Genomic DNA, 24,436 nt, shown 5'->3' on the forward strand with positions numbered 1-24,436 from the left:
CGTCCGGGCCCGTCACGTCCGCTTCATCGTGCGTACGGCCTCGCCCGGCTTCCACACCTGCACGACGAGGTACGTGTCGTCCTCGATCGAGGTCCGGGTGACCTCGGTGGGCTCGACGCGGAACAGGTGGAAGTCGTCCGGGTTCGGCACCTGGACCTGGCCGGTGTACCGGGCGATGTCCGCCGGGTCCTCGACGAGGCGGGCGCGGCCGCTGATCCGGACGTCGCCGCCGTCCATCGTCGTGCCGTCGCCCGGGTTGGCCTGGACCGTGCAGCGCGGGTCGCGCAGCAGGTCGCGGGCCTTGAGCGAGCCCGGCATCATGCCGAGCCAGAACTCGCCGTCCAGGAAGCGCACTTCGAGCCCGGAGGTGCGGGGCGAGCCGTCCTTGCGCAGGGTCGCGAGGACATGGTGGGTGTGCCGGCCGAAGCGCTCCTCGACGGTCTTGGCGAGGTCCGGCTCGGCGGCGGTGAAGGTTGCCCAGGAGGTCACGTTCGACGTCATGCGTCGAGTGTGGCGCCCATACCCGTCATCTCCTGTCGGGTATCCACGGGCGTTTCGCCGCATTCTCTTCACAGCGGACCTCTGTCGCCTTCGCCGCCCCGGAGGTACCTTCCGCTGCATGTCGACGCAGAACCCCGCCCCGATACCTCCCGACCAGCTGCAGTTCGCGATGCCCCCGGTGCACACGAACCCGGCCGACGAGCGGCGCCACCGCAAGGAGCGGCTCGCGGGCGCCCTGCGCATCTTCGGGCGGCTCGGGTACGAGGACGGGGTGTCGGGGCACATCACCGCCCGGGACCCGGAGTTCGAGGACTGCTACTGGGTGAACCCGTTCGGGATGCCCTTCCGGCACATCACCGTCGGGGACCTCGTGCTGGCCAACGGGGACGGGCAGGTCGTCGAGGGCCGCCATCACGTCAACCAGGCCGCGTTCACGGTGCACGCCGAGGTGCACCGGGCCCGGCCCGAGCTGGTCGCCGTGGCGCACTGCCATGCCACGTACGGGCGCGCGCTGTCCGCGCTCGGCGAGCTGATCGAGCCGATCACCCAGGAGGCCTGCGCCTTCTACGAGGACCACGCGCTGCTCGACGAGTACACGGGGGTCTCCGTCGACGCGGGGGAGGGCAAGCGGATCGCCGTCGCGCTGGGCGCGTACAAGGCGCTGGTCCTGCGCAATCACGGTGTACTGACCGTCGGCGACTCGGTGGACGCGGCGGCCTGGTGGTTCATCGCCCTGGAGCGGTGCTGCCAGGTGCAGCTCGCGGCGCGGGCGGCCGGGCGGCCCGTCCTGATCGACCGGCGGCAGGCCGTCGCGACGCGGGACCGGACGGGCGGGGACCTCGTGGCATGGATCAACTACCAGTCCCTGTGGCAGGACATCACGCGCAGCGAGCCGGATCTGCTGGCGTAGCCGCTCGCCGGGCGCGGCTCCCCGCTACCGGAAGTCGCGCAGCACGACCCCTTTCGTCATCAGGAACTCGTCGTCCGTGAGCACGCCCTGCCGGTGCAGCTCGCCCAGCTCCCGCAGGCGGCGCAGGAGGACGTCGTGGTCCGGGTGGCGCGTCGCCGACCGCTCCGCGGTGCCCGGCGGCGTCGAGGGGTGCGGCAGGCGGGCCGTGACGGCGGCCGCGACGAGGGCCGTGAGCAGGTCCTTGCGGGCGTTGCCCCACAGGTCGAGGGCGTACGGGTCCTTCTCCGGCGGCAGTTTCGCGTACGCCGAGCCCTTCAGGACGAAGCGCAGCACCCCGTCCTCGTAACCGGAGTTGGGGACCCAGTCGACGCCGTCGAGGTCGCCGAGCGCGATGACGCGCGGGCCCGTCGCCCGCTTCACCCGGTCCGAGGTGTCGCTCCAGTCGATCCGGACCCGGCTGCCGTCGAAGGAGACGGTGCCGTCGCTGGAGCGGACGGAGACCGGGACCGCGGGGCCCGACACGAGGTACGACTCGGCGGGTCCGTCCGGGAGCTGTTCGAGCAGCAGCGCCTGGCGGATCTCCTCGGCGATGTACTCGGCGACCCCGGAGCGGTCCGCGTCGACCGCGAGCCGGTAGGGGTCGGCGGGGTCCGGGAGGCGGCCGCCGGTGGCCTGGAGCAGCGGGTCGGCGGCCTCGCGCAGGGTGAGGCGGAGCCGGCCGCGCCTGCGCTCGGGCTCGTAGGCGACTCCGGAGACGGCCGTGAGCGGCACGCTGATCTCGCCGTACGTCTGCCGCAGCAGGGCCACGGTGCGGTGCAGACCTGGGGTGATGCGGACGGTGGTCCCGTCGAAGGCCCAGGTCCCGTCACGCTGGATGATCTCGGCCATACGGAAATTCTCGCAGCGTCGTCAACACTCCGGTCAATGCGGACGAATGCCGTTCACTCTCCGGGGCCGGACCCGTGCGCCGGAGCATGCGCCGTGTGGGGCACAATTCCCTTTCATCGCAAGGAAGTTCACGGGCGGGACAGAGGCTGAGGGCGGGGGCGTCGCGGTGGCGGTGCAGGAAGCGCGGCAGGGGCAGGGCACGCACGGGGGCGGGTGCACGTGCGGCGACTGCCCGCACGGGGCGCGCGCGGGGCACCGCAAGGCTGTGGCCGAATTCCTCGCGAAGCGCGACGAGTTGGCGTCCGGCGGCGGTCTGCCGCCCGCTGTCGCGCACTCGGCCGGGGCCTCCCGGCAGTGGATCTCCGACGAACTGACCCAGTCCGCCAGGGCGGTCGCCGACCGGGGCCGCGAGGAGGGTGCCGTCTGGCTCGCCGGGCTGTGGCCGCGCACCCTGTACGTGGTGTGGGGCGGCGTCGGGGTGCTGCTGCTCGTCCAGGCGCTCACCGCGATCGGCGCGGGCTGGAGCGCCGCGCGCACGGCGGGTCTCGTCGCCGCGGTCGTGGCCGGCGGGCTGCTGAGCGGCGCCGCGTCCGTGCACCGGACCCGCGGCGGTGTTCTCGCGCCGGTGATCGGCGAGGACAACCGGCTGTCGACGTCGCGCGCGGTGGCGGGCTCCGTGGTGCTGTTCGCGGTCTACTCGGTACTGGTGCTGGCCGGTGAGCTGGCCTCGGCGTCCGGCCCGGCGGCCCGCGACGACCTCATCGAAGGGCTCGAACTCGCCCGTGGCGCGGGCCTGCTGACCGTGCTGGCCGTGGTGTGCGCGGTCGCGGTGCTGGTGCGCCGGGTCATCGGGGTGCGGGTGCTCGCCCAGCGCCTGCAGAAGGTGCGCGCCGCCCGCCCCCGCGCCGCCGACCTGCTCACCGACGACTCCGGGCGCGGCAGTTTCACCGACATCCAGTACGTCGCCGTGTGCGCGGCCGCGCTCGTGTGGGCCGCGGCCCGCCTCGCCCGCCGCCCCGACCAGCTGCCCGACCTGCCGTGGGGCCTCGCCGTCCTGGTGGCGGTGTCGGCGGCGACGTACCTGTGCGGCAAGTACGCGGAGGGCGGCCGCCCGGTCGTCCTCTCCGTCGTGCGGGCCCGCGAGCCCGGTGACCTGGACGCGCCGATCCGCACCGGCGACGACATCGAGATCCGCGGTGCCGGGTTCGTGCCGCCGGGCGCGGGCACCGCCGACCAGCTGGCCCGGGTCGCCGTGCGCATCGGCGCCGTGCACGTCCATGTGCCGCTCGTGCCCGTCCCCGGCGGCTTCACCAACCCCACGGACGCGCTGCTGACGGTGCCGGTCCCGGTGGACGTCGAGCCCGGCCGGGTCGATGTGCAGGTGATCACCGCGACGGGCGTCGAGACGAACAGCTGCGCCATCGACGTCATGGACTGAAACCGGCTGATCGGCCGCGGAACTGAGCCGGGGCGCCGTCTCGTACGTATGGTCGGGTAAAGGGCACCAGGCGCGAGAGGCGGCGGATCAGCTATGGCGCACGGGATGAGATCGGATCTGCACACCAGTTACGTCCGGGGAGGCGGGGGCTGGCGCGAGACCGCGCAGCGTTACGCCCTCGTCCCGCTGCGTGTCTTCCTCGGTGTCACCTTCATCTACGCGGCGTTCGACAAGCTCACCGACAGCGCGTTCTTCAAGGCGAGCGGGGCCGGGTCCATCGGGGACCAGATGCGCGGGGTGCGCGACATCTCCGCGATCCCGGGGCTCGTCGATCTCGCCCTGAAGTCGCCGACGGGCTTCGGCTACGCGATTGCCTTCGGCGAGCTGGCGGTCGGGATCGGGACGCTGCTCGGGCTTCTGGCGCGTATTGCGGCGGTCGGGGGTGCGCTGATCTCGCTGAGCCTGTGGCTGACGGTGAGCTGGGCGACCGAGCCGTATTACCTGGGCAACGATCTGGCCTACCTGATGGCGTGGCTGCCGTTGGTTCTGGCCGGGGCGGCGGTGTGGTCCGTGGACGCGTGGTGGCGGGGCCGGAAACTGGACTGACCCGGGGCGGTCGTGCCTTCTCGTCTGCCGCGTTGATGGTGCGTTGGCGGGTGCGGGTTCGGTGGGGTTTCTCGCGCAGTTCCCCGCGCCCCTGAGAGGCCTGCCTGCGGCGGCCTCGTGCCTTTTCGTCTGCCGGGTTGGTGGTGCGTTGGCGGGTGCGGGTTCGGTGGGGCTTCTCGCGCAGTTCCCCGCGCCCCTGAGATGCGCACTGCGTGCGCCATCTCAGGGGCGCGTCTCGTAGGGGGAGGCGCGGCGAAGCCGCAGCCTCCAGGGGCGCGGGGAACTGCGCGAGGAGTCCCACCGGCTCGCAGGCGCCAGATCTGCGCTGCTCGGCAGATGCGTGGGCGCGGCCGGCGACGGGGAGGGTCAGCCGGTTCGGCCCCGTCGTAGGCGGACCGCCCGGGTCACCGTCCCCACCGCCCCCGCCAGCCCCAGCCCCCCGCACACCAGCGGGACCACGATGAACCACGGCGTGTCCCACACACCCCCCGCGTCGCCGAAGTACACGACGGCCGTCACGATGAGCGCCAGGCCCGCGATCAGCCGCCCGGGATGGAAGTCATGCCGCACGGGACACCTCCGCCTGTCCGAGACCGACCTCGAGATTCAGCTCCAGCACACCGCCGGAGGCCTTCGTGCCGGCCGGCGGTTCGAGCGTGACCGTCTTCTCGATGTCGGGCTGCACGTCCACGTCGTCCGACGCGTCGCCGGGCAGCCGGACGTCCCCGACGCCGACCTCGATGCGCAGTTTCACCGTGTCGTTCTTCGGCAGCACGACCTTCGCCCGCCCCGCCCCGACCTCCACGTGCGTGGCCAGCGTCTCGCCCGCGGCCACGTCCACCTTCGACAGGTCCAGCGTGCCCACCCCCGAGCCCAGTTCGTAGTGCGGCCGCACGTCCGCCGCGCTCGCCGGGGTCCAGTCCGTGCGGACCCACTCGGTGCTGATGTTCGACGGCAGCGCGGCCGACGCGGCGAGCAGGCCCGCTGTGATCACGGCGAGGACGATCGAGCCCGCCCCGGTCCGCCCGCGGAACGCGCTGATCGCGATGCCGAGACCGAAGACGCCGAGCGCGCAGGCGAGCCCGGTCTGCAGGCTGGCGCTGAACGTGCGGGACTCCCAGGACGCGCCGGTGCCGATGGCGCCCGCGACGAGCGCCGCCAGGAACGTGAGGGCGCCGATGCCCCGGGGCCCGGGCGGCCGCGGCGGCGCGGCGGGCCGCCGTCCGGCCGCGGTGCGGTGCGCCCCGGCCCGTTCCGCCGCGAGGTCCTCGCTGCCGGCCGGGCCCCAGAAGTAGCCGGTGCCGCCGACGTACGTGCCGTCCTTGACGATCGGGTCGCGCCACCAGGACGGGGCCGGGGACACCGGCGGCGCCTGCGCCTCCGGCGGGGCGTCGGCCACGGCCTGCGCGGCGACGGGGTCGGGGTCGGCGGTGCGGCGCTGCTGCGACCAGTAGCCGGCGCCCGCGAGCAGCAGCGCGAGGACGGCGGCGAAGGTGAGCGCCCCGCCGTTGTTCAGCATCGACAGGAAGACGCCGCAGCCGACCAGCGCGGTGACGATGGCGGCGAGCCCAGGCCCGTCGACCCGCCCGGTGAGCAGCTTGCGGAACTCGTTCTCGTCCTCGTCGTCGTACGGGACGAAGAGCCAGGCGAAGCCGTAGAAGATCAGGCCGACGCCGCCGGTCACGGCGAGCACCGACAGGCCGATCCGGAAGATCACCGGGTCCATGTCGCAGTGCCGGCCCAGGCCCGCGCACACGCCGCCCAGCGTCTTGTGCCGCCGGTCCCTGCGGAAACGGCGCAGCGGGGCGGGCGGTTCCTTCTCGGCGGTGGGCACCGCGTCGTGAGGCTGCTCGGTCATACGTCCATGGTGACGGGCCCGCGCCCCCGGCGGCAGTCGGGACGACCCTGGCCGGACCCTGAGATCGTCCCTGACACCCGTCCCCGTACCGGCCCGGAGATCAGGGGCGTATCCGGGGCCGACCCTGATGCCCGGACCTGGTCCGCCGTGTGACGATCGGTGGCATGCCGGAAGCAGCGACCGTCCCTCTCAGCGAAGACGCGCGAGACCCGCGGCCGCCGCGCAAGCTCTACCGCAGCAGCGACGGACGCTGGCTGGGCGGGGTCGCGCGGGGGCTCGCCGGGCATCTCGGCCTGCCGGTGATCTGGGTGCGGCTGGTCTTCGTGGGCCTGTTCATGGCCGACGGGCTCGGGGCGCTGCTCTACGCGGCGTTCTGGTTCTTCGTGCCGCTGGGCGTCGGCGGCGTCGGCACCGACCGGCCGTCCGTCCTCACCACCGAGACGTCCTCCGACGGGCGCCGCAGGCTGGTCGCGCGCCGCCCCGACAAAGGACAGATCCTCGCGCTGCTGCTGATGGTCGTCGTCGCGATGATCTTCGTGCAGAACGTGAACCTCACCGGCAACACCAAGGCATACCTGATCCCCACGGTCCTGGTCGGCGCGGGCGTCGCCCTCGTGTGGCGCCAGGCCGACAACGCGCGCCGGGCCCGCTGGGCCGAGGTCGGCCGCCGCAAGCGCACCCTGAGCCTGGCCCGCTCCGCCGCGGGCGTCGTGCTCGTCGGCGCGGGCGTCACCGGCATCTTCGTCACGCAGGGCGCCACCGAGCACCTCGGCTCGATCCTCCAGGCTGCGCTGGCGGTCCTGGTCGGCATCGCGCTGCTGTCCGGCCCCTACCTGATCCGGATGACGCAGGACCTGTCCGAGGAACGCCTGATGCGCATCCGCGCCCAGGAGCGCGCCGAGGTCGCCGCCCACGTCCACGACTCGGTCCTGCACACCCTCACCCTGATCCAGCGCAACGCCGACAGCCCCGCGGAGGTGCGCCGCCTGGCCCGCGCCCAGGAACGCGACCTGCGCGCCTGGCTCTACAAGCCGGCCGCCGCCGAGAACCCGCAGGAGCCCGAGACGGTCGCCGAGGCGGTCAAGCGCAACGCGGCCGAGGTCGAGGACAAGCACGGCGTCCCCCTGGAGGTCGTGGTCGTCGGCGACTGCCCGCTCGACGACGGCCTGAGCGCACAGATGCAGGCCGCGAGGGAAGCGATGGTGAACGCCGCCAAGTACGGTGGCGAGGGCGGCGCGGTCCAGGTCTTCGCGGAGGTCGAGGGGGACGAGGTGTTCGTGTCCGTACGGGACCGGGGCCCCGGCTTCGATCTCGACGCGATCCCCGCGGACCGCATGGGCGTAAGAGAATCGATCATCGGCCGGATGGAGCGCAACGGCGGGACGGCCCGGCTGCGGGCGGTCCCGGACGGCGGCACCGAGGTCGAACTGACCATGAAGAGGGCGGAGAAGACGTCATGACGGAACCGATCGAGGAAACCGGTCCGGGCCGGCACGTCCGCGTGGTCCTGGTCGACGACCACCGGATGTTCCGCACGGGCGTCCAGGCGGAGATCGGCCGCACCGACGAGACGGGGGTCGAGGTCGTCGGCGAGGCGGCCGACGTCGACCAGGCCGTCACCGTCATCACGGCGACCCGCCCGGAGGTCGTCCTGCTGGACGTCCACCTCCCGGGCGGCGGCGGGGTCGAAGTCCTGCGCCGCAGCGCCCAGATGATGGCCGACGCGGAGAACCCGGTCCGCTTCCTCGCCCTGTCCGTCTCGGACGCGGCGGAGGACGTCATCGGCGTGATCAGGGGAGGCGCGCGCGGCTACGTCACCAAGACGATCACCGGCACGGACCTCGTGAACTCCATCTTCCGTGTCCAGGAGGGCGACGCGGTGTTCTCGCCGCGCCTCGCCGGTTTCGTCCTCGACGCCTTCGCCTCGACGGACGCGCCGCCGGTCGACGAGGACCTGGACCGCCTCACGCAGCGCGAGCGGGAGGTGCTCCGCCTGATCGCCCGCGGTTACGCCTACAAGGAGATCGCGAAGCAGCTCTTCATCTCCGTGAAGACGGTCGAGTCGCACGTCTCGGCGGTCCTGCGGAAGCTCCAGCTGTCGAACCGGCACGAGCTGACGCGGTGGGCGACCGCGCGCCGCCTGGTCTGACGGTGAAGGAGTGGGCGGACGACGAGTACTGCCTCTTCATCAACGGAGGGGAGGGGGCGGACCTCTGGGCCCTGCTCGCCGACTGGTCCGACACGGAGGACGAGGAGGAGTGGAGGACGCACATCCCGCGTTTCACCCGCCTCATCACCTGCTGGCAGCGCCTCGGCTTCATCAAGGTGTTCCAGTCCGACGAGTGGCCCGCTGACCACACCAGCGAAGAGGTGACGGGCAAGGACCTGGACGCTCTCCTCGCCGACCCCACCAGCTGGGAGTACGAGGATCCGGTCCGCTGGACCTGTGTGGCCTCCGGCGACCGGGACATCCACGAGCTGGAAGAAGGCATGTGCGGGCACAGCTCCCACTAGGTGCCGGTCGTCGAAGGGCCCTGGTCCAGGCGGAGTTCGCACCACACCGTCTTGCCGGGCCCGCACGGACGCGGCTCCGAGCCCCAGGTGTCCGCCAGCGCCTCGACGAGCGCGAGGCCCCTCCCCGACTCGGCTCCGGGGGCGGGCGCTTGGGGCAGCGGCGCCGGGGGAGTCCCGTCGGCGTCCGTCACGATGAGGCGCAGCCGGCCGCCCTCCCGGTCCAGTACCGCCCGCGCCCGGATCTCCCGCCCCGGCACCTTCGCGTGCCGGTACGCGTTCGTCGCCAGCTCGCTCAGCAGCAGCTCGGCGGCATCCTTGATGTCTTCGGGCAGCGCCCAGGACGCGGCCTGTTCCCGGAAGAGCTTCCGTACGCGCCCGACACTGCGGGCGTGACGCGGCAGGCGCCATTCGATGTCCTGGGGGAGGGCCGTCGCGGGGCGGCCTGTCGTCTGCATGCCCCTACCGTTCCGGTCGCCGAGTAGCCTCAGGAGTAACGGCGCGGGTACAACGGGTAGTTGTACCCGTCGTGGCCCCCGGTGGAGGATGCGTGCCGATGTCGAATGACGCGAATCTCGCATGGCGCTACTGCGGCAGTCAGATCAAGCTGTGGCGCACCGAGGCCGGTGTGGCGCGCGAGGCCCTGGCCAGGGAGGCCGGGTACGGCTGTGAGTACGTCAAGTCCATGGAGAACGGCCGCCGCAAGCCCACTCTGCGACTGCTCCAGGTCGCGGACCAGTTGTGCGGAGCCGGCGGGAAGATCGTCGCCGCGCAGGAGTACCTGAAACCGGAGCCGCATCCGCAGCGCTCGCAGGAGTACATGGCGCTGGAGAAGGACGCCATCGCCGTCAGCTTCTACCAGCCTCTGCTCATTCCTGGGCTGCTGCAGGCGAGGGAGTACGCGAAGGCGCTGATCGGCGCCAGCTCCCCACCGCTGGATGACGAGACGGTCGAGGAGCGCGTCACTGGACGCCTCAGGCGGCAGGAGGCGCTGGCTGCGCGTACGGGCGTCATGTTCAGCTTCGTGGTGTTCGAGGCGGCGCTGCGAACGGCGGTGGGCGGATGTGACGTCATGAGGCAACAGCTTCAGCATCTCCTGAAAGTCGGGGAGTTGCGGAACGTCTCGATTCAGGTGCTGCCGTTCGGGAGGGCGTACGGTGTCGCGCTCAACGGGGCCATCGCGCTGCTGGAGACGGTCGACCATGAGCACTACGCGTACGTGGAAGGCCCGGAGACGAGCACGCTGTACGCCGGTGCGGACAAGGTCAGTTCGCTCACCCGTGCCCATGGCATGATCCGGATGCACGCTCTGAGCCCCGAGGATTCGGCCGAGTTCATCAGAAAGGTGGCGGAGGCCCCGTGAGCGCCCGTCTGACGTGGATCAAGTCCAGCTACAGCGACAGTCAGGGCGGAGAGTGCCTCGAAGTCGCTCTCGACGTCGCCTGCGCAGAAGCTGCCCCCCGAGCCATCCACATCCGCGACTCGAAGCTAGGCCCCCAGGGCCCGACGTTCACCGCGGCCGCACCCGCCTGGACGGCCTTCATCGCGCACGCCCGCACCACCTGAGCTTCGAGCCGCAAGAGCCGAGCCGCGCTTTCAAGGAATGGGTGGTGGGGTCTTGACCCACCCTCCCGCCCTCCCTTGCGTGGCGGTCCAACTGCCGCCGCTGCCAGTGGAGATGACTTTTCGTGACCGGCTTGCGACGGAGGGTCGCGACCCTCTAGCGTTCGCGGCAACAAACGACCCCGGTCGAGTGCTGCGAACACCCGCCGGGGTCTGACCTCCAAGATCGAATCGAGCGATCTCGTGGCTACTGCCGACCTTAGCCCCGCCCTGCCGTCCCCCGCACATCCCATGGCCAACCCGGGATACGGGAAACGCCGCACCCCGGACCAGGACCCCCTCCGCCGGGACTCCTTCGCGCACCTCCCGCTCCGCGCCCGCTACTTGGCCGGGTTCATCGACGCGCTGCCCGAGAACGCCGCGATGGACGCCAAGACCCTCGCGAAGGCCCAGCCCCTCTACGGTCAGATGGCGGTCCGCTCGGCGCTCAACGAACTCTCCGCCGCCGGACACCTGCGCCGCGTACGCCGCCGCGCGGACGCGGGGCCGGACGGGGTGACCCGGTGGGTGTTCCGCACGTACTGGTCGCGTACCGCACGGAGCAACGAGTGGTGGACGCGCCATCTCGACGGTGACGTACCCGACGCGGACCCCGAACCCCCGGCCGCCCCCGAGGCGCCGCCCGCCCGCTCCGACGCGTACCGCACACTCGCCCGGCTCGGCCTCCGTGAGCCGCGCCTGGTCCTCTCCGCCGCGGACTGCGCCGCCCTCGAAGGGCTCGCCGCCACCTGGCTCGCCCGGGACCCGGACCCGTACCTGCTCACCCGGGCGCTGACGGCAGGGCTGCCGGACGTGGTCCAGTCGCCGCGCGCGTTCGTCGCCCACCGGCTGCGCGACAAGCTGCCCCCGGAACGCGCCGTGCGGTCCGTACCGGACGCGCCTCCCGTCACCCGGGCCCGCAACCTCGTCGAGTGCACGGACTGCGGCGTGCCCGGCCGCCCGGAGGCGGTCCCGGACGGCCTGTGCCGGTCCTGCCGTCCGCGGCGGGCGGCAGGGGCACGGAATATGAGTGGAGCCGCGAACGGGTTCGTGGCTCCATGGGGTCCATGACTCTGCTGTCGACCGACCGCCTGCTCGCCTTCGCGGCGATGTCCTTCCTCCTCATCGTGATCCCGGGACCCAGCGTCCTGTTCGTCGTCGGCCGCGCCCTCGCCCAGGGGCGGCGCGCGGCGCTCACGACCGTCGCGGGCAACACCCTCGGGGCGTACGTCCTCGTCGTCGCCGTGGCGCTCGGCGTCGGGACGATCGTGGAGCGCTCGATCGTCGTCTTCACCACGCTGAAGCTGTTGGGTGCCGCGTACCTGATCCACCTGGGGATCAAGGCGATACGGCAACGGGGCTCGCTGCGCGCCGCGTTCGAGGCCGAGGACGACACCCGGCACACCGGAACCCTGCGCACCCTCGGGGAAGGATTCGCCGTCGGGGTCGCCAACCCCAAGACGATCGTCTTCTTCGCGGCGGTCCTGCCCCAGTTCGTCGACCGCGAGGCCGGGCACGCCACGCTGCAGATGCTGCTGCTGGGGCTGGTCTTCAACGCCATCGCGATCACCTCGGACAGCCTGTGGGGCCTGGTGGCGTCGACGGCCCGGTCCTGGTTCGCGCGCTCGCCGCGACGGCTCGCGATGGTCGGCGGGACGGGCGGCCTCGCGATGGTGGGGCTCGGCGTCACGGTGGCCGTCACGGGCCGGAAGGACTGACGTGGCCGCGCCCGAGGACGTGGAGCCGCTCGCCGGGGGCCTGGCCAACGCGGGGGCCGTGTACCGGCGGGGCCAGGTCGTGGACCGCCCGGCGCCCCCGCACGCGGACGCGTTGCACGCCCACCTCGCCGCGCTGCGGCGCCGGGGCTTCGACGGGGCGCCGCTCCCCGTGGGCCGCGGCGCGGACGGGCGGCGCGAGCAACTCACGTACGTACCAGGGGATGTCGCGCTGCCGCCCTTCCCGGCCTGGGCGATGACCGACGACGCGCTGCGGTCGGTCGGCGTGCTGCTGCGCCGGATGCACGACGCGGCGACGGAGATCCCCGCGGACGCCGACTGGTCCCGCGACTTCGCCGACCCGGCGGGCGGACCCGTCCTCTGCCACAACGACGTCTGCCCCGAGAACGTCGTCTTCCGGGACGGCCACGCGGTCGCCCTCATCGACTTCGACGCGGCGGCGCCCGGCCGCCCGGTCTGGGACGTCGCCATGACGGCCCGCTACTGGATCCCGATGCGCGACCCGCTCTCGGCCGCCGGGACCTACCCGGAAGGCCTCGACGTGGCGGCACGCCTGACCGTCCTCGCCGACGCCTACGGCCTCCCGGCCGCCGACCGCGCCGCCCTCCCCACCGTCATCGAACAGGCCACCACGGTCTGCCGCGCCTTCGTCGCCCGCCGGGTGACGGCCGGCGACCCGGCCTTCACCGCCGCACTGGCACAGCGCGGCGGCTGGTCCGGCTGGGACCGGCTGCAGGAGTGGCAGGCAAGCAGACGCGGGGAGTTCGAGGCGGCGCTGACGCGGTGAGCGCGCGCCCGGTGACGACTCCGGACCGATAGGCCAAATGGGCGTTATGTCCGTTACGCTCCATCTATATGTCTGTGAGGCCCGAGACCAGCACCCCGCCCACCCCTCCCTGGCTGACGCAGGCCCTGCCGCGATTGCGGGGGCTCGAACCGACCCGGAGTTACGGGTACGGCGGTGAGCTGCTGCACGATGACGGGCGGGCCGACATGGAGGCCTACGGGGCGCGCGTCGCCGATCTCGCGATCCGGCTCGGGGAGGCGCTGTTGTCGTACGGTGCCTCCGCCGAGGAGGCGGTCGCCGGGATGCTGGTCACCGCCGAGACGTACGGACTCAGCTACTGCGAGCCGAGCGTCACCCTCGCCTCCGTGTCGCTGTCCGGGTACGCGCCCGGCGAGCTCACGCCGCTGCACGCGAGCCGCGTCATCCGCAAGCACGCGACCGACTTCCGGACCCTCAGCCGTATCCACAGCCTTGTGGACGACATCAGCGCGCGGCAGCTCTCCCTGGAGGAGGCGCGGGCGCGGACCGCGCGGATCCTCGACGCGCCCGCGGAGCGCGGGCGGTGGGCGCGGTGGCGGGTGCCGGTGCAGACCGGTGCCGTGGCCGCAGGCGCCGCCGTCGTCTTCGGCGGCGGGCCGCTCACCTCGCTGTGCTCGTTCGTGGCCGGGCTGCTCGGCGCGCAGCTGTGCGGGTGGCTGGCGCGGCACGGGGTGCCCGCGTTCTACCGGTACGCCGTCGCGTCGATGCCGGCCGCCGCGCTCGCGCTGGCCGTCAGCGGGAGCGCGCCGCCGTTCGCCGTGCAGGCCATCGTGGTGGCGGGGGTGCTCGGGCTGCTGCCCACGGTGACGTTCGTGAGCGCCGTGCAGGACGCGCTGACCGGGCACTATCTGACCGCGCTGGGGCGGCTCTCCGACGCGCTGCTCGTGTTCGCCGCGGTCGTCACGGGGGTCGTGGTGGTGCTCGGGGTGGGCGATCTGCTGGGGTTCGGGGTGCCGATCGTGCCGTCCGCCGCGCGGGTCGATTACCTCGGATCGCCCGCCGCGGGCGCCGTCGTGTTCGCGGTGGCCGTGGCGGCGCGGGCCCGTACGCCGCGCCGCGACTGGCTGCCCGCGGCGGCGCTCGGGCTCGGCGCGTTCGTGGTGGCGGTCGAGTTCCGGGCGCTGGGATTCTCGTCGCTGGTCGGTACGGCGCTGGTGGCGGCCGTGGTCGGCGGTGCCGGGCACTGGGTGGCCCGGCGCCGCCGCGAGTCGGCGCTGCCGCTCGTCGTCCCCGGGATCGCCCCGCTGCTGCCGGGCGGGGCGCTCTACGTCGCCCTCAGCGCGCTGGCCTCCGGGCGGACGACCCTGGGGGTCGGGGGGCTGGTCAATGTCGCCGCGGTGACACTGGCGTTGGCGGTGGGGGTGGGGCTTTCGGGGGAGGTCGGCCAGCTGGTGCGGAGGGTTCGTGGGGGTGCGCCTGGGCGGGGGTGAGGGTCTGTGCGGGGTCCTGTGAACCGTGGCCCGGCGATCGGGCTGAGGCCTCGGGGCTCTGCCCCGGACCCCGCTCCTCAATCGCCGGAGGGGCTTGATTCGGGCCAGCCCGCCCAGGCCGACGCCACCATCTCCCGCACGTCCCGCTTCGCGGTCCAGCCCAGCTCCGTCGCGATCCGGTCCGCCGACGCCACGACCCGCGCCGGGTCGCCGGGGCGGCGCGGGGTGACCTCGGGGGCCAGGGCGTGGCCCGTCTCCTCGTTGATGAGGTCGATCATCTCGCGGACCGAGACGCCGACGCCGCGGCCGATGTTGAGGGTCAGGCCGGTGCCGGGTGCCGCGCCGGCCAGGCGGTGCGCCGCCGCGACGTGGGCCTCGGCCAGATCGGCGACGTGGATGTAGTCGCGGACGCAGGTGCCGTCCGGGGTGGGGTAGTCGTCGCCGAAGACACAAGGCGCCTCGCCCGCGGTCAGCTTCTCGAAGACCATCGGGACGAGGTTGAAGACGCCGGTGTCGGCGAGTTCGGGGGAGGCCGCCCCGGCCACGTTGAAGTAGCGCAGGGACGCCGTCGCCAGGCCCGTGGCGCGGCCCGTCGCCCGGACCAGCCACTCGCCCGCCAGCTTCGTCTCGCCGTAGGGGGACATGGGCACGCACGGGGTGTCCTCGGTGACCAGCTCCACGTCCGGCATGCCGTACACCGCGGCCGACGACGAGAACACGAAGGAGCGCACACCGGCCGCCGTCACCGCCTCCAGCAGGACCCGCAGGCCCTCGACGTTCTCGCGGTAGTAGTGCAGCGGCCGCTCCACCGACTCGCCGACCTGCTTCTTCGCCGCCAGATGGATGACGCCGGTGACCGCGTGCCCGGCGAGCGTGCGGTCCAGCGCGGCGCGGTCCAGCGTCGAGGCGGTCACCAGCGGCACATCGGACGGGACCCGCTCGGCCACGCCCGTGGACAGGTCGTCGTAGACGACGGCGCTCTCGCCCGCCGCGCGCAGCGCGTGCACCACGTGCGCGCCGATGTAGCCGGCCCCGCCGGTGATCAGCCAGGTCATGTCGGTGAGGTCCCCTCGTCGTCGAAAGCGGTGAACGTGCACCCCCGGAGCCCGCGGCCCGGAAGTCAGTGAAGCAGCCGGGCCGCCCGGCGCCGCACCACCGACGCCACCCCGCGCAGCCCCGGCGCCGTGCGCAGCGCGAGGGCGCCGGAGTGGGTGGCGTACGGCTGGGCGAGCAGCACCCCGTGGCGGCGGCTCGGCACCACGGCACGGCGCAGCAGGCGGCGGCCGCGGACGGCGTGCGCCGTGGTGTCCCGGTGGCTGCCGTCCGCGAAGTGCAGCCGGAGCCGGATGTCGCAGGTGCCGGGGCGGCCGAGCGCGGACAGGTCGAGCCGGACCGCCGCCACCCACATCTCGTCCTCGGACAGCGCCGTGAAGGCCGCCGTGCGGCGCTGCAGGACCGTGCCGCGCCGCCGGTCGACCAGCTCCACGTCGACCGTGCGCGGCCCCGCGTCCGCGACCCGCCCGTACAGCTCGTGCAGCCGGAGCCGGAGCCGGGTGCCGCGGGCGCTCGGCCGCAGCTCGCCGTCGACGGCCAGCGGCAGCAGGCTCATCGGGCGGTGCAGCAGATGCTCCAGGGTGACCTGGGGCAGGTCCGACGACCAGACGGGCGTGCCGTCGGCGGCACGCGCGTACGGCGGGAGCAGCCGCGCCGGACGGGAGGCGACCTCCTTGACGCGGGGCAGGTCGCGGGGTGTCGGAGAGGCGAGGACGACACGGCCGACGACGCGGCCCGGGGCCGGCGCCGCCTCGAAGTCGGCGGTGTCGAAGGACTCCAGATGGGCGCGGGTCCGGGTCCACCACTCGGCGCGGTACTCGGGCCCGCGCAGATCGAGTTCGCGCGCGTACATCCGCAAGGAATGGTCGAGGAAGGCGGAGCGCGCCGCCCGGGCGAGACGCTTCTGCGAGGCGCCGAGGAGGATGTCGACGGCCTGGCGGTGGGCGTCGAGGCGGGCCTGCCAGTTGTCGATGCCGGACCGGTCAAGGGAGAGCGAGAGCCTCTCGGCGGCGCGGCGCACGTGCCACACGTAGACCCGGTCGGGGACCAGCGCCATGCGCGGGGCCGCGGCGAGCACGCGCGCCGTGAACACGAAGTCCTCGTAGACGAACCGGCCGTCCGGGAAACGGATCGCGTGCGCGCGCAGGAAATCCGTGCGGTACAGCTTGTTGACGCAGAGCGTGTCGTGGACGAGGCGCGGGCGCCGGGTCGGATGGACGACCACGGACGGCTTCGCGTAGAGCTCCGGCTGCCAGGGCGTCTCGTGCCCGGACGGGATCTCGCGCCGGACGCACAGCCCGGCGGCGACCTGCGCGTCGTGCGTCACGGCCGCGCCGAGCAGCGCGTCCACCGCGCCCGGCGGCAGCACGTCGTCGCTGTCGAGGAACATCACGTACGAGGAGGAGGCGCGGGCGATCCCGTCGTTGCGGGGCGTGCCGCAGCCGCCGCTGTTGACCTCGCGGTGCACCACGGTCAGCCGCGGCTCGTGGGCGGCGAGCGAGTCGAGCAGGGCGCCGCTGCCGTCCGTGGAGCAGTCGTCGACCGCGATCACCTCGCGCACCGCCGGCCCCTGCGCGAGAGCGGAGCGCACCGCGTCGGAGACATGGGCGGCGTCGTCGTAACCGATGACGACCACCGAGACGGTGGGGGCCGGGGAGTGCGGGACGTTCACAGGGGGAATCTTAGGGGTTTCAGGTAATTGTCCGGTAAGCCGGAACTTTTACTCTTTTGTGGCCCTCCAAAGGGAACGGAACGACACGAAAACCCCTCCGAGGAGAAGGGCGTTGCGCACCGTCATCACGGCGACGCCCGTCCATGTCCCGGCCATCACGTCCTCGTACAGCACCGGGTACGCGAGCGCGCTCACCGCCGCCGCCGCGAGGACCAGCAGCGCGACCGTGCGCTGGGTGGTCCGGCGCGAGGTGAGGCAGACCGCGGAGAGGCCGAGCAGCCAGATCAGGTACTGCGGGCTGATCACCCGGCTGGTGACGGTGAACATCAGCACGGCGCACAGCGCGGCGTCGTACGGCGTCGCCGCCGAGTACTGCCGGGCCCGCACCCGCCACCACAGCAGCAGCCCGAAGGCCGCGGCCGTCAGCGCGAGCGAGGCGCCCGCGACGATCCCCACGTGCGGCCCGACGAACTCCATCGCCCCGTACTGGTAGCGGACCTGGCCCGGCCATCCGGCGAGCCGCGCGAACGCGAGCAGCGTCCCGCCGAGCGACTCGATCTGCACCCCGCGCCCGCCCTGCCCGCCCAGGAACGAGAACGGCGAGCGGAAGGCCACCGCCAGCACCAGCAGCAGCGCGGCCCCGGCGGCGAGGGCCGCGCCCCACGCCTCCCGTGTCGTACGGCCCCGCGGCGCGCCCAGCAGGGTCAGCGCGGGCCACACCTTCACCAGGGCGCCGACCGCGGCGAGGGCCCCGGAGAGGCGGGGCGCCTCGTGGACGGCGAGCAGCGCGAGGACGGCGAGCGCGGTGACCTGGACGTCGTAGCGGGCGAGCGGGATGTGCAGGAGCAGAGGGAGGCCCGCCGTCCAGAGCCAGCCGCCGCGCGGGTCGCGGTCGCCGCGCACCAGCACGTACGTGACGAGCGCGTCCGCGGCGAGGGTGAGCGCCACGAACGCCTGGAAGTACGTCAGGCCCGGCAGCAGACCGGGCGCGAGGAGCACCGGTCCCGCTCCCGGCGGGTACTGCCACATCGGGTCGCCGGCCGGGAACGAGCCGTGGGCGAGCGTCGCGGCCCACCGCGCGTACAGCCCGTGGACCTCGCGGGCGACGCCGCCGACCCCGAGCGGGTGCGCGTCGTCCCGGACGAGCAGCAGGAGCATCGCGGCGCGGGTGAGCAGCCAGGTGACGGGGAGGGCGACGCGGGCGGTCCGGCTCGGGCGGACCCAGGTGGCATGGACCGGGGCGAGGGCGGTCGGGCGGTTCTGCGTGTCGACTGTCACGATTCGGGAGCGTATGTCCCGTATCGGCGTCTGTCTCGCATCTGCGTCGCGCCCCGGGTCCTGGAGGGGGCTAGTCGAGCGCCGAGCGGTCCAGTGCCTCGGTCAGCCGGTTCAGGCGCTCCCGCAGGTCCTCGATCTCCTCCAGCTCGAAGCCCGTCGCCTGCGCGATCCTGACCGGGACCTCCACCGCGCGCTCCCGCAGCGCGGCGCCCGCCTCCGTGAGCGTCACGTTCACCGAGCGCTCGTCCCGCGCGCTGCGCTCGCGACGCACGAGGCCGTTCGCCTCCAGGCGCTTGAGCAGTGGCGAGAGCGTGCCCGAGTCGAGGCGCAGCCGCTCGCCGAGGCGCTTGACCGGGAGCTCGCCGTCCTCCCAGAGGGCCAGCATGACCAGGTACTGGGGATAGGTGAGACCGAGGTCCTTGAGGAGGGTGCGGTAGACGCCGCCGAACGCGCGCGACGCCGCGTTCAGTGAGAAGCAGATCTGCCGGTCGAGCAGCAGATAGTCCTCGTGGTTCCCGGTGGTGGTCATGGGTCCAGGGTAGCCGACCCCACGCGATTGAGTTGTGCACAATTGAATTGCGTGCTCTACTGGGTCCTGTTGTTGTTCCTGCGCGCAGCAGGTCATGAACGCCCCAGGTCATTCGAGAGGCAGGGTCTTCCCATGGACGCCATCTACACCGCCGTCGCCACCGCCACCCACGGACGCGACGGACGCGCCGTCTCCTCCGACGGTGTGATCGACCTCCAGCTCGGCATCCCCACGGCGATGGGCGGCAACGGCCAGGGCTCCAACCCGGAGCAGCTCTTCGCCGCCGGTTACGCGGCCTGTTTCGGCAGCGCGCTCGGGCTGGTCGGCCGCTCCGCCAAGGTCGACGTCGCCGACGCGGCCGTCACCGCCGAGGTCTCCATCGGCAAGCAGGGCGAGGGCTTCGGCCTCGCGGTCGTGCTCCGCGTCGAGCTGCCCGACTCGGTCGACGCCGAGACCGGCCGCAAGCTCGTCGAGCAGGCCCACCAGGTGTGCCCGTACTCGAACGCGACCCGCGGCAACATCGACGTCGAGCTCGTCGTCGAGTAAGGCTCAACGCAGCCTGGGCGAGCCCCCGTTGACCCGCGCGAGCACCTCGCCGGTCCGGGGGCTCCACGCCACCACCACCGCCTCCGCGGGCAGCCTCTGGTTCTTGTCGAGCAGCAGCCAGTGCACGCCGTAGCGCCGGGCGATCGCCGTCCGCTCCGAGCGGGTCGAGCCGGGGGAGAGGTACGCGCGCACGGAGGCCAGGCGCCGCTGCCGCTCCCGCTCGTCCAGGGACGGGTCCGGCCAGGGCGGCGCGAGCAGGTTCGGGCCGAACCCGGGCAGCGAACGGGCCGCCCGGGAGTCGTTCGTCAGCACCACGTCACCGGGCGGCACGTGCTGCGCCGCCCAGGTGTACGTCGGCCACATCAACGGCTGGGGCAGACCCCACGGCACGACCGCGCCGCCCTGCACCGTGAGGAAGCCGAGCGCCGCGCCCGCCGCGGTGATCGCGCCCAGGGCGCGCCGGGGCCACGTCCAGGGGCGGGGCGCCGCCAGCGCGATCGCCAGGGAGAACTGGAGCGGGACCAGGGCCAGGCCCATGATCCGGCCGTACGTGTAATGGCCGGTCGCCCAGCCGTAGGCGACCACCAGGACGTCGAGCGCGAACATCAGGGCGAGCGGGTCCAGACGGTCGCGGCGGAACCGTCGCCACAGCACCGGCAGGCCGATGAGGGCCAGCCAGAACCGGCCCGGCAGGTCGGTGTAGAGCTGCTGGTGGATCGCGTCCACGCGGGTGTCTCCGACCAGGGACAGGACGTCGTAGTAGGGCCAGACCAGGGTGACCGCCGTCGCGGCCAGTCCCGCCGCTGTCCATCTGGCGAGTGTTCCGGGTGCGGCTGAGTGGGGGTTGGTCGCGCACTTCCCCGCGCCCCTGGCCAGTCCGATCCCCGCCACTCCGATCACCGCCGCCACCGATGAGATCGGGTGGATCAGCAGGATGACGCCCACCAGGGCCCCCAGCCCCGCGTACCCCCACCACGAACCGCCCGGCCGCAGCCGGCCCGTCCACGCCCACGCCCAGAACGCCAGGCCGATCGCGCACGTCGACGGGTAGCCGAGATTGCCCGTCATCGACATCAGGCCGAGGTAACCGCTCCACCAGGCCGTCCGCGTGCCCCACAGCAGGGTCATCGCGAGCAGGGCCAGCACCGGCGCCCACTGGCGGGACGTCAGGCCGCGCACGAAGCGGTTCAGGCCGGTCAGCAGCACCAGCAGGTTCAGCGGGCCCGCCAGCTTCACGACCTCCCAGCCCGCCAGGCCCGTCAGCCGGGCGAAGGCGCCCTCCGCGACCGCGTACGGGGAGTAGTAGGGGCTGCCCGCGCCCGGCAGGTCCGCCATGGGGTGGCGGGGGTGGAGCAGGGACGCCCTGAGCCGTTCGACGACCGCCGCGTGCTGGCCGAAGTCGCAGCACATCGGCACCCGCCAGTACGCCAGCGTCATCACCAGCCAGAACAGGCCGCCGACGACGAAGAACGGCGTGGGGCGCCAGAAGCGGCCGCCCCGCAGGGCGGTCGCGCCGCGCACCACCCGCCGGGTGAGGACCGGGACGGTCATCGCATCAGCCGTTCCGCCACCCGCTCCGCCGCGCGCCCGTCGTCCAGGTCGCAGAACGCCGAGCGGAACGCCTCGTACGCGGCCGCGTGCCGGTCCGTGAGCGTGTCCAACTCCCGCAGCGCGGACACGACGTCGTCGGTGGAGGACAGCAGCGGGCCCGGCGCGTGGTCCTCGAAGTCGAGGTAGAAGCCGCGCACCGTGTCCCGGTAGTGGTCGAGGTCGTAGGTGTGGAAGAGCATCGGGCGGCCGGTGTGCGCGAAGTCGAACATCAGCGACGAGTAGTCCGTCACCAGCACGTCGGCGAGCAGCAGCAGCTCGGCCGCGCTGGGATGGTCCGTGACGTCCCGGACGAACGGGGCACGCGCTCCGGTGAGGCGGCCCGTCGCCTGCGGGTGCTTGCGGACCAGCAGCACGTGATCCGCGGCGAGTTCGCGTTCGGCCGCCGCGAAGTCGAAGGCCGGCTCGTGGCGGAAGCGGCCCGGGGAGTGCGCGAGGTGGTCGCGGTACGTCGGCGCGTAGAGCACGATCCGCTTGTCCGCGTCGATGCCGAGGTCGCGGCGCAGCCGCCCGGCCCGCTCCGCGCGGTCGGCGGGCGCGCCGAACAGGATGTCGTTGCGCGGCGAGCCGGCCTGCAGGACCTCCCCGTCGTAGGCGAGGGCGCGCGACAGGTGCGGGGCCGACCAGCGGGACGGCACGGCCAGGACGTCCCACTGGCGAGCCAGCTTCGGCAGCAGCGCCAGATGGTCGTGGTCGGCGTACAGGGTGTCGGTGAGGTCGGCACCGATCCGCTTGAGCGGGGTGCCGTCCCAGGTCTGCACGACCGTCTGGCCCGCCCGGCGCTCGAAGAAGTCGGGCAGCTGATGGGCGGTGACGATCCGGCGGCAGCGCGCCAGGGCCGCGTACCAGTCGGCCGAGAACTCCTCGACACCGCGCGCCGACTCCGGCACCCGGGTGCGGCCGTCACGCGTCACCCACAGGTGCTCGACGTCCGCGCCGCGCCGCACCAGCTCCGCGTGGACCGCGCGCGGCGAGTCCCCGTCGACGTACAGGACCGCGTCGCGCAGCGGGAGCTGCCGCTGGGCCGGATAGTGCACGGTGCGCAGCCGGTGGCGGCGGTAAGGGCCGCGGTCGGCGGGGGAGAGAGAGGGGCCCGCCTCCACGAGCAGCCGGTCGCCGAAGCGCCGGTCCAGCGTGAACTCCCTCTCAGAGGAGGGGCGGTGGCGCGGCAGCTCGGTGCCGACCGACGTCAGGACCCGTACCGGGACCCCGTCGCCGAGCCGGTCCTCGGCCTCCCGCAGGAACGCGTACCAGCGCCCCTCCAACAGCTCCGAGGGCGCGACGACCGCCCGGAAGCGGTCCCTGTCGTGCTCGGCGGGCGTGCTGACCTCCTCGTTGGTCGAGCTGTGCCGCAGCACGAACTCCGGCCGCTGCCACGAGGCTTCGCAGGCCGTGCCCTCCACGACGAACGAGCCGTCGCCGGCCCAGCTCACCAGGTCGGCGACCGGCTGCCGGGTCAGCTCGACCACGAGCTGGCCCTGGTCGTTGGCGGACGCGCACAGCTCGCGCCCCCCGGCCGCGTACCGGCCCGGCGGCAGATCGAGCGCCGCCGCCACCGAACGCGACTTCCCGTCGGGCAGGACGAAGTTCACCTGCCAGCGGTCGCCGTGCGCGGGCTCGACCTCCTTGGGCGCGCGGTGCGGCGGCTGCTCCACCGCCGCCAGGTCGGCGAGCGGCACCCGCACCAGGAACCGGCCGCCCGCGCACGTCACCGGGTACGCGCACTCGGTGCCCGAGTGCTTGTGGGTCAGGCGCAGGGTGCGCGGCTCGACGCCGCCGCGCAGACGGCCCGCCAGCACCATGGCGCCGTCCTCGGCGCGGTGGTCGTCGGCGAGCGCCGCGTACTCCACCACCTTCAGCACGAGCCGCCCCTTGGCGTAGCCGAGGACCAGCCGCGCCCCGTCGCCGAGGTCGCGCACCAGGTGCTGCTGCGCCGAACCGTCGAGCGCGCGCAGCGCCGCCCGGCGCAGCTGCCCGTGCCCGGCGACCACGACGCCCAGGTTCCAGGTGCCGGGCCGCCACCGCCCCTTCACCTTCAGCTTCTCCGGGTCGATCGTCATGGTGAACCCGGAGTGGTCGTAACTGTGCAGCTCCTGACCGGAGTCGGCGGTGGCCAGCGGGTCCGGGACGGTGCGGGTCGGCACCCGCCGCAGCTGCGTACGGCTGCCCGCCGCCTTGAGCAGACCCGTCCTCACCGAGTGGCCGGGCCGGTCGGCCGCCAGGTTCTTCACGTACGCGTAGCCGCTGACGCGCAGCTTCCCGTCGGTGCCCCACACCGTCTCGCGGACCCGCGCCACCACCGGCATCTCGCGCTTGCCGACCTTCACGAGCCGCTCGGGCAGCCGGGTCAGGCCCGGGTAGGCGGCGCTGCGCCGCAGCGATCCGCGGACCTGGAAGGCGGTGCCGTTGCGGCGCTCGAAGGAGAGCAGGCGCACCAGGTCGTCCAGACGGCGCTCGCGCACGAGATGCCACTTCACCCGCAGGTCGAGGGGGAGGCCGTCGGCGACCGCCGGGTCCGCGCGGCGCAGGAACGCCGCCGTGTCGTCGCAGAACGCCTGCCGGTACTCGGGCCCGCCCATCGGCAGCCCGTCGAGGAAGTACACGAAGTCGTCCCGCAGGCAGGACGTGTCGTACGTCCTCTTCAGTTCGGGCCGGTCGGGGAAGCGCTCGGCGAGGAAGCGGCTGACGTGGTCGCAGGCCGCGATCCGGTCGCGGACGCCCTTCACGTCGGTGCGCCGCCGGGTGATGGAGCCCTCGCGCACCCGCCAGTAGTAGACGTGGTCGTCGAGCACGTCGACGGACTCGGCGAGGAAGTGCGCCGGGATCATGACGGGCGTGTCCTCGTACAACTTCCCCTCGGGGAAGGTGAATGCGTGCCTGTCCCAGAACGCGCGGCGGAACACCTTGTTCCAGGCGACCCGGTCGGACAGGAGCTGCCGGTCGCGGGTGATGTGGGTCCGCTCGCGCCGCCGCGTCAGCCACTTGTACTGCCAGGCCTGCTGCCGGCCGCGCTCGTTCAGCCGCCACACGTTGCCGGTCGCGAAGTCGGAGCCGGTGCGCTGCAGGCTGGCGATCATCCGCTCGTACGCGTCGTGCGGCACGACGTCGTCGCTGTCGACGAACGTGAGGTACACGGCGGCCGGGTCGGCGTGCCGCACGCCGGTGTTGCGGGCGGCGCTCAGCCCGGCGTTGTCCTGCCGGACGTAGCGGAAGCGGGGGTCGCGGGCCGCGAAGGCGCGGGCGATCCGCGGGCTGTCGTCGGTGGACCCGTCGTCCACGAGGACCACCTCGAGGTCGGTCAGGGTCTGAGCGGCGATCGACTCCAGGCACTCGGCCAGGTAGTCCTCGACGTTGTAGACGGGGACGACGACACTGAGGCGCGTGATATGAGGCTTTTGCGGCATTCATTCGATGTGCCCGATCGCGTCAATGATTTTGCCTCGG

General features: G+C 73.2%; 24 protein-coding genes. 13 read left to right on the plus strand and 11 right to left on the minus strand.

Going from position 1 to position 24,436, the window contains the following annotated elements:
• Positions 1-12 precede the first annotated feature (12 nt).
• On the minus strand, positions 13-501 hold the full coding sequence (locus tag ACQUQD_RS24650; protein WP_428954298.1) for a pyridoxamine 5'-phosphate oxidase family protein: 489 nt from the start codon (positions 499-501) through the stop codon (positions 13-15).
• 118 nt (positions 502-619) lie between these two features.
• On the opposite strand from ACQUQD_RS24650, the gene ACQUQD_RS24655 reads away from it, so the two are divergent.
• Positions 620-1,411 (plus strand): class II aldolase/adducin family protein, encoded by a 792-nt coding sequence (locus ACQUQD_RS24655; protein WP_428954299.1) that lies wholly within the window; start codon positions 620-622, stop codon positions 1,409-1,411.
• 24 nt (positions 1,412-1,435) lie between these two features.
• Here ACQUQD_RS24655 and ACQUQD_RS24660 read toward each other — a convergent pair whose 3' ends face one another.
• Positions 1,436-2,299 carry a DUF4429 domain-containing protein gene (locus ACQUQD_RS24660; protein ID WP_428954300.1) on the minus strand — a complete coding sequence of 288 codons (864 nt, stop codon included), beginning with the start codon at positions 2,297-2,299 and terminating at the stop codon, positions 1,436-1,438.
• A gap of 166 nt (positions 2,300-2,465) precedes the next feature.
• Here ACQUQD_RS24660 and ACQUQD_RS24665 point away from each other — a divergent pair, with 166 nt between their 5' ends.
• Both ACQUQD_RS24665 and ACQUQD_RS24670 read left to right on the plus strand, forming a co-directional pair.
• Positions 2,466-3,737: a hypothetical protein gene (locus ACQUQD_RS24665; RefSeq protein ID WP_428954301.1), complete on the plus strand. Its 1,272-nt coding sequence runs from the start codon at positions 2,466-2,468 to the stop codon at positions 3,735-3,737.
• Positions 3,738-3,830: 93 nt separating this feature from the next.
• Positions 3,831-4,343 carry a DoxX family protein gene (locus ACQUQD_RS24670; protein WP_428954302.1) on the plus strand — a complete coding sequence of 171 codons (513 nt, stop codon included), beginning with the start codon at positions 3,831-3,833 and terminating at the stop codon, positions 4,341-4,343.
• A gap of 366 nt (positions 4,344-4,709) precedes the next feature.
• Here the strand turns inward: ACQUQD_RS24670 and ACQUQD_RS24675 are convergent, their stop codons facing one another.
• Entirely contained in the window at positions 4,710-4,913 is a 204-nt protein-coding gene (locus ACQUQD_RS24675; RefSeq protein WP_428954303.1) for a hypothetical protein, read from the minus strand.
• Complete coding sequence (locus ACQUQD_RS24680; RefSeq protein ID WP_428954304.1) at positions 4,903-6,201, minus strand: PspC domain-containing protein; 1,299 nt, start codon at positions 6,199-6,201, stop codon at positions 4,903-4,905. Before ACQUQD_RS24680 ends, ACQUQD_RS24675 begins: the two co-directional genes overlap by 11 nt.
• Positions 6,202-6,365: 164 nt before the next feature.
• On the opposite strand from ACQUQD_RS24680, the gene ACQUQD_RS24685 reads away from it, so the two are divergent.
• From ACQUQD_RS24685 to ACQUQD_RS24695, 3 genes are read left to right on the plus strand one after another with little or no spacing between them, the layout of a single operon-like run.
• Complete coding sequence (locus ACQUQD_RS24685) at positions 6,366-7,661, plus strand: PspC domain-containing protein (RefSeq protein ID WP_428954305.1); 1,296 nt, start codon at positions 6,366-6,368, stop codon at positions 7,659-7,661.
• Positions 7,658-8,350 (plus strand): LuxR C-terminal-related transcriptional regulator, encoded by a 693-nt coding sequence (locus tag ACQUQD_RS24690; protein ID WP_428954306.1) that lies wholly within the window; start codon positions 7,658-7,660, stop codon positions 8,348-8,350. Before ACQUQD_RS24685 ends, ACQUQD_RS24690 begins: the two co-directional genes overlap by 4 nt.
• 2 nt (positions 8,351-8,352) lie before the next feature.
• Positions 8,353-8,715 carry a hypothetical protein gene (locus ACQUQD_RS24695; RefSeq protein WP_428954307.1) on the plus strand — a complete coding sequence of 121 codons (363 nt, stop codon included), beginning with the start codon at positions 8,353-8,355 and terminating at the stop codon, positions 8,713-8,715.
• Here ACQUQD_RS24695 and ACQUQD_RS24700 read toward each other — a convergent pair.
• The gene (locus tag ACQUQD_RS24700; protein WP_428954308.1) at positions 8,712-9,170 is read right to left on the minus strand and encodes an ATP-binding protein; all 459 of its coding nucleotides are present in this window, start codon (positions 9,168-9,170) and stop codon (positions 8,712-8,714) included. The genes ACQUQD_RS24695 and ACQUQD_RS24700 overlap by 4 nt on opposite strands.
• Before the next feature lie 98 nt (positions 9,171-9,268).
• Here ACQUQD_RS24700 and ACQUQD_RS24705 point away from each other — a divergent pair, with 98 nt between their 5' ends.
• From ACQUQD_RS24705 to ACQUQD_RS24730, 6 genes are all read left to right on the plus strand, one after another.
• Entirely contained in the window at positions 9,269-10,075 is an 807-nt protein-coding gene (locus tag ACQUQD_RS24705; RefSeq protein WP_428954309.1) for a Scr1 family TA system antitoxin-like transcriptional regulator, read from the plus strand.
• Positions 10,072-10,278 carry a DUF397 domain-containing protein gene (locus ACQUQD_RS24710; RefSeq protein WP_428954310.1) on the plus strand — a complete coding sequence of 69 codons (207 nt, stop codon included), beginning with the start codon at positions 10,072-10,074 and terminating at the stop codon, positions 10,276-10,278. Before ACQUQD_RS24705 ends, ACQUQD_RS24710 begins: the two co-directional genes overlap by 4 nt.
• Before the next feature lie 288 nt (positions 10,279-10,566).
• The gene (locus ACQUQD_RS24715; protein ID WP_428954311.1) at positions 10,567-11,385 is read left to right on the plus strand and encodes a hypothetical protein; all 819 of its coding nucleotides are present in this window, start codon (positions 10,567-10,569) and stop codon (positions 11,383-11,385) included.
• Between the two features lie 2 nt (positions 11,386-11,387).
• Positions 11,388-12,032 (plus strand): LysE family translocator, encoded by a 645-nt coding sequence (locus ACQUQD_RS24720; protein ID WP_428957645.1) that lies wholly within the window; start codon positions 11,388-11,390, stop codon positions 12,030-12,032.
• A 1-nt stretch (position 12,033) separates the two neighbouring features.
• The gene (locus ACQUQD_RS24725; RefSeq protein WP_428954312.1) at positions 12,034-12,837 is read left to right on the plus strand and encodes a phosphotransferase; all 804 of its coding nucleotides are present in this window, start codon (positions 12,034-12,036) and stop codon (positions 12,835-12,837) included.
• A 68-nt stretch (positions 12,838-12,905) separates the two neighbouring features.
• Positions 12,906-14,306, plus strand: coding sequence for a threonine/serine ThrE exporter family protein (locus ACQUQD_RS24730; RefSeq protein WP_428954313.1), 1,401 nt, complete (start codon positions 12,906-12,908; stop codon positions 14,304-14,306).
• Between the two features lie 77 nt (positions 14,307-14,383).
• On the opposite strand, the gene galE is transcribed toward ACQUQD_RS24730, so the two are convergent.
• The 4 genes from galE to ACQUQD_RS24750 form a co-directional block, all read right to left on the minus strand.
• Positions 14,384-15,361 (minus strand): UDP-glucose 4-epimerase GalE, encoded by a 978-nt coding sequence (gene galE / locus ACQUQD_RS24735; RefSeq protein ID WP_428954314.1) that lies wholly within the window; start codon positions 15,359-15,361, stop codon positions 14,384-14,386.
• A 65-nt stretch (positions 15,362-15,426) separates the two neighbouring features.
• The gene (locus ACQUQD_RS24740) at positions 15,427-17,031 is read right to left on the minus strand and encodes a glycosyltransferase family 2 protein (RefSeq protein WP_428954315.1); all 1,605 of its coding nucleotides are present in this window, start codon (positions 17,029-17,031) and stop codon (positions 15,427-15,429) included.
• Between the two features lie 48 nt (positions 17,032-17,079).
• Positions 17,080-18,309 (minus strand): glycosyltransferase 87 family protein, encoded by a 1,230-nt coding sequence (locus tag ACQUQD_RS24745; protein ID WP_428954316.1) that lies wholly within the window; start codon positions 18,307-18,309, stop codon positions 17,080-17,082.
• 70 nt (positions 18,310-18,379) lie between these two features.
• Entirely contained in the window at positions 18,380-18,838 is a 459-nt protein-coding gene (locus ACQUQD_RS24750; RefSeq protein ID WP_428954317.1) for a MarR family winged helix-turn-helix transcriptional regulator, read from the minus strand.
• Positions 18,839-18,970: 132 nt separating this feature from the next.
• On the opposite strand from ACQUQD_RS24750, the gene ACQUQD_RS24755 reads away from it, so the two are divergent.
• Complete coding sequence (locus ACQUQD_RS24755; protein WP_428954318.1) at positions 18,971-19,384, plus strand: organic hydroperoxide resistance protein; 414 nt, start codon at positions 18,971-18,973, stop codon at positions 19,382-19,384.
• Positions 19,385-19,387: 3 nt separating this feature from the next.
• On the opposite strand, the gene ACQUQD_RS24760 is transcribed toward ACQUQD_RS24755, so the two are convergent.
• The gene (locus ACQUQD_RS24760; protein WP_428954319.1) at positions 19,388-20,935 is read right to left on the minus strand and encodes a hypothetical protein; all 1,548 of its coding nucleotides are present in this window, start codon (positions 20,933-20,935) and stop codon (positions 19,388-19,390) included.
• A complete protein-coding gene (locus ACQUQD_RS24765; RefSeq protein ID WP_428954320.1) occupies positions 20,932-24,396 on the minus strand; it encodes a bifunctional glycosyltransferase/CDP-glycerol:glycerophosphate glycerophosphotransferase in 3,465 nt (1,154 codons plus the stop codon). The genes ACQUQD_RS24760 and ACQUQD_RS24765 overlap by 4 nt, the downstream gene beginning before the upstream one ends.
• Positions 24,397-24,436 lie beyond the last annotated feature (40 nt).

It is taken from the genome of Streptomyces sp. cg35 (genome assembly GCF_050410835.1).
GTDB lineage: Bacteria > Actinomycetota > Actinomycetes > Streptomycetales > Streptomycetaceae > Streptomyces.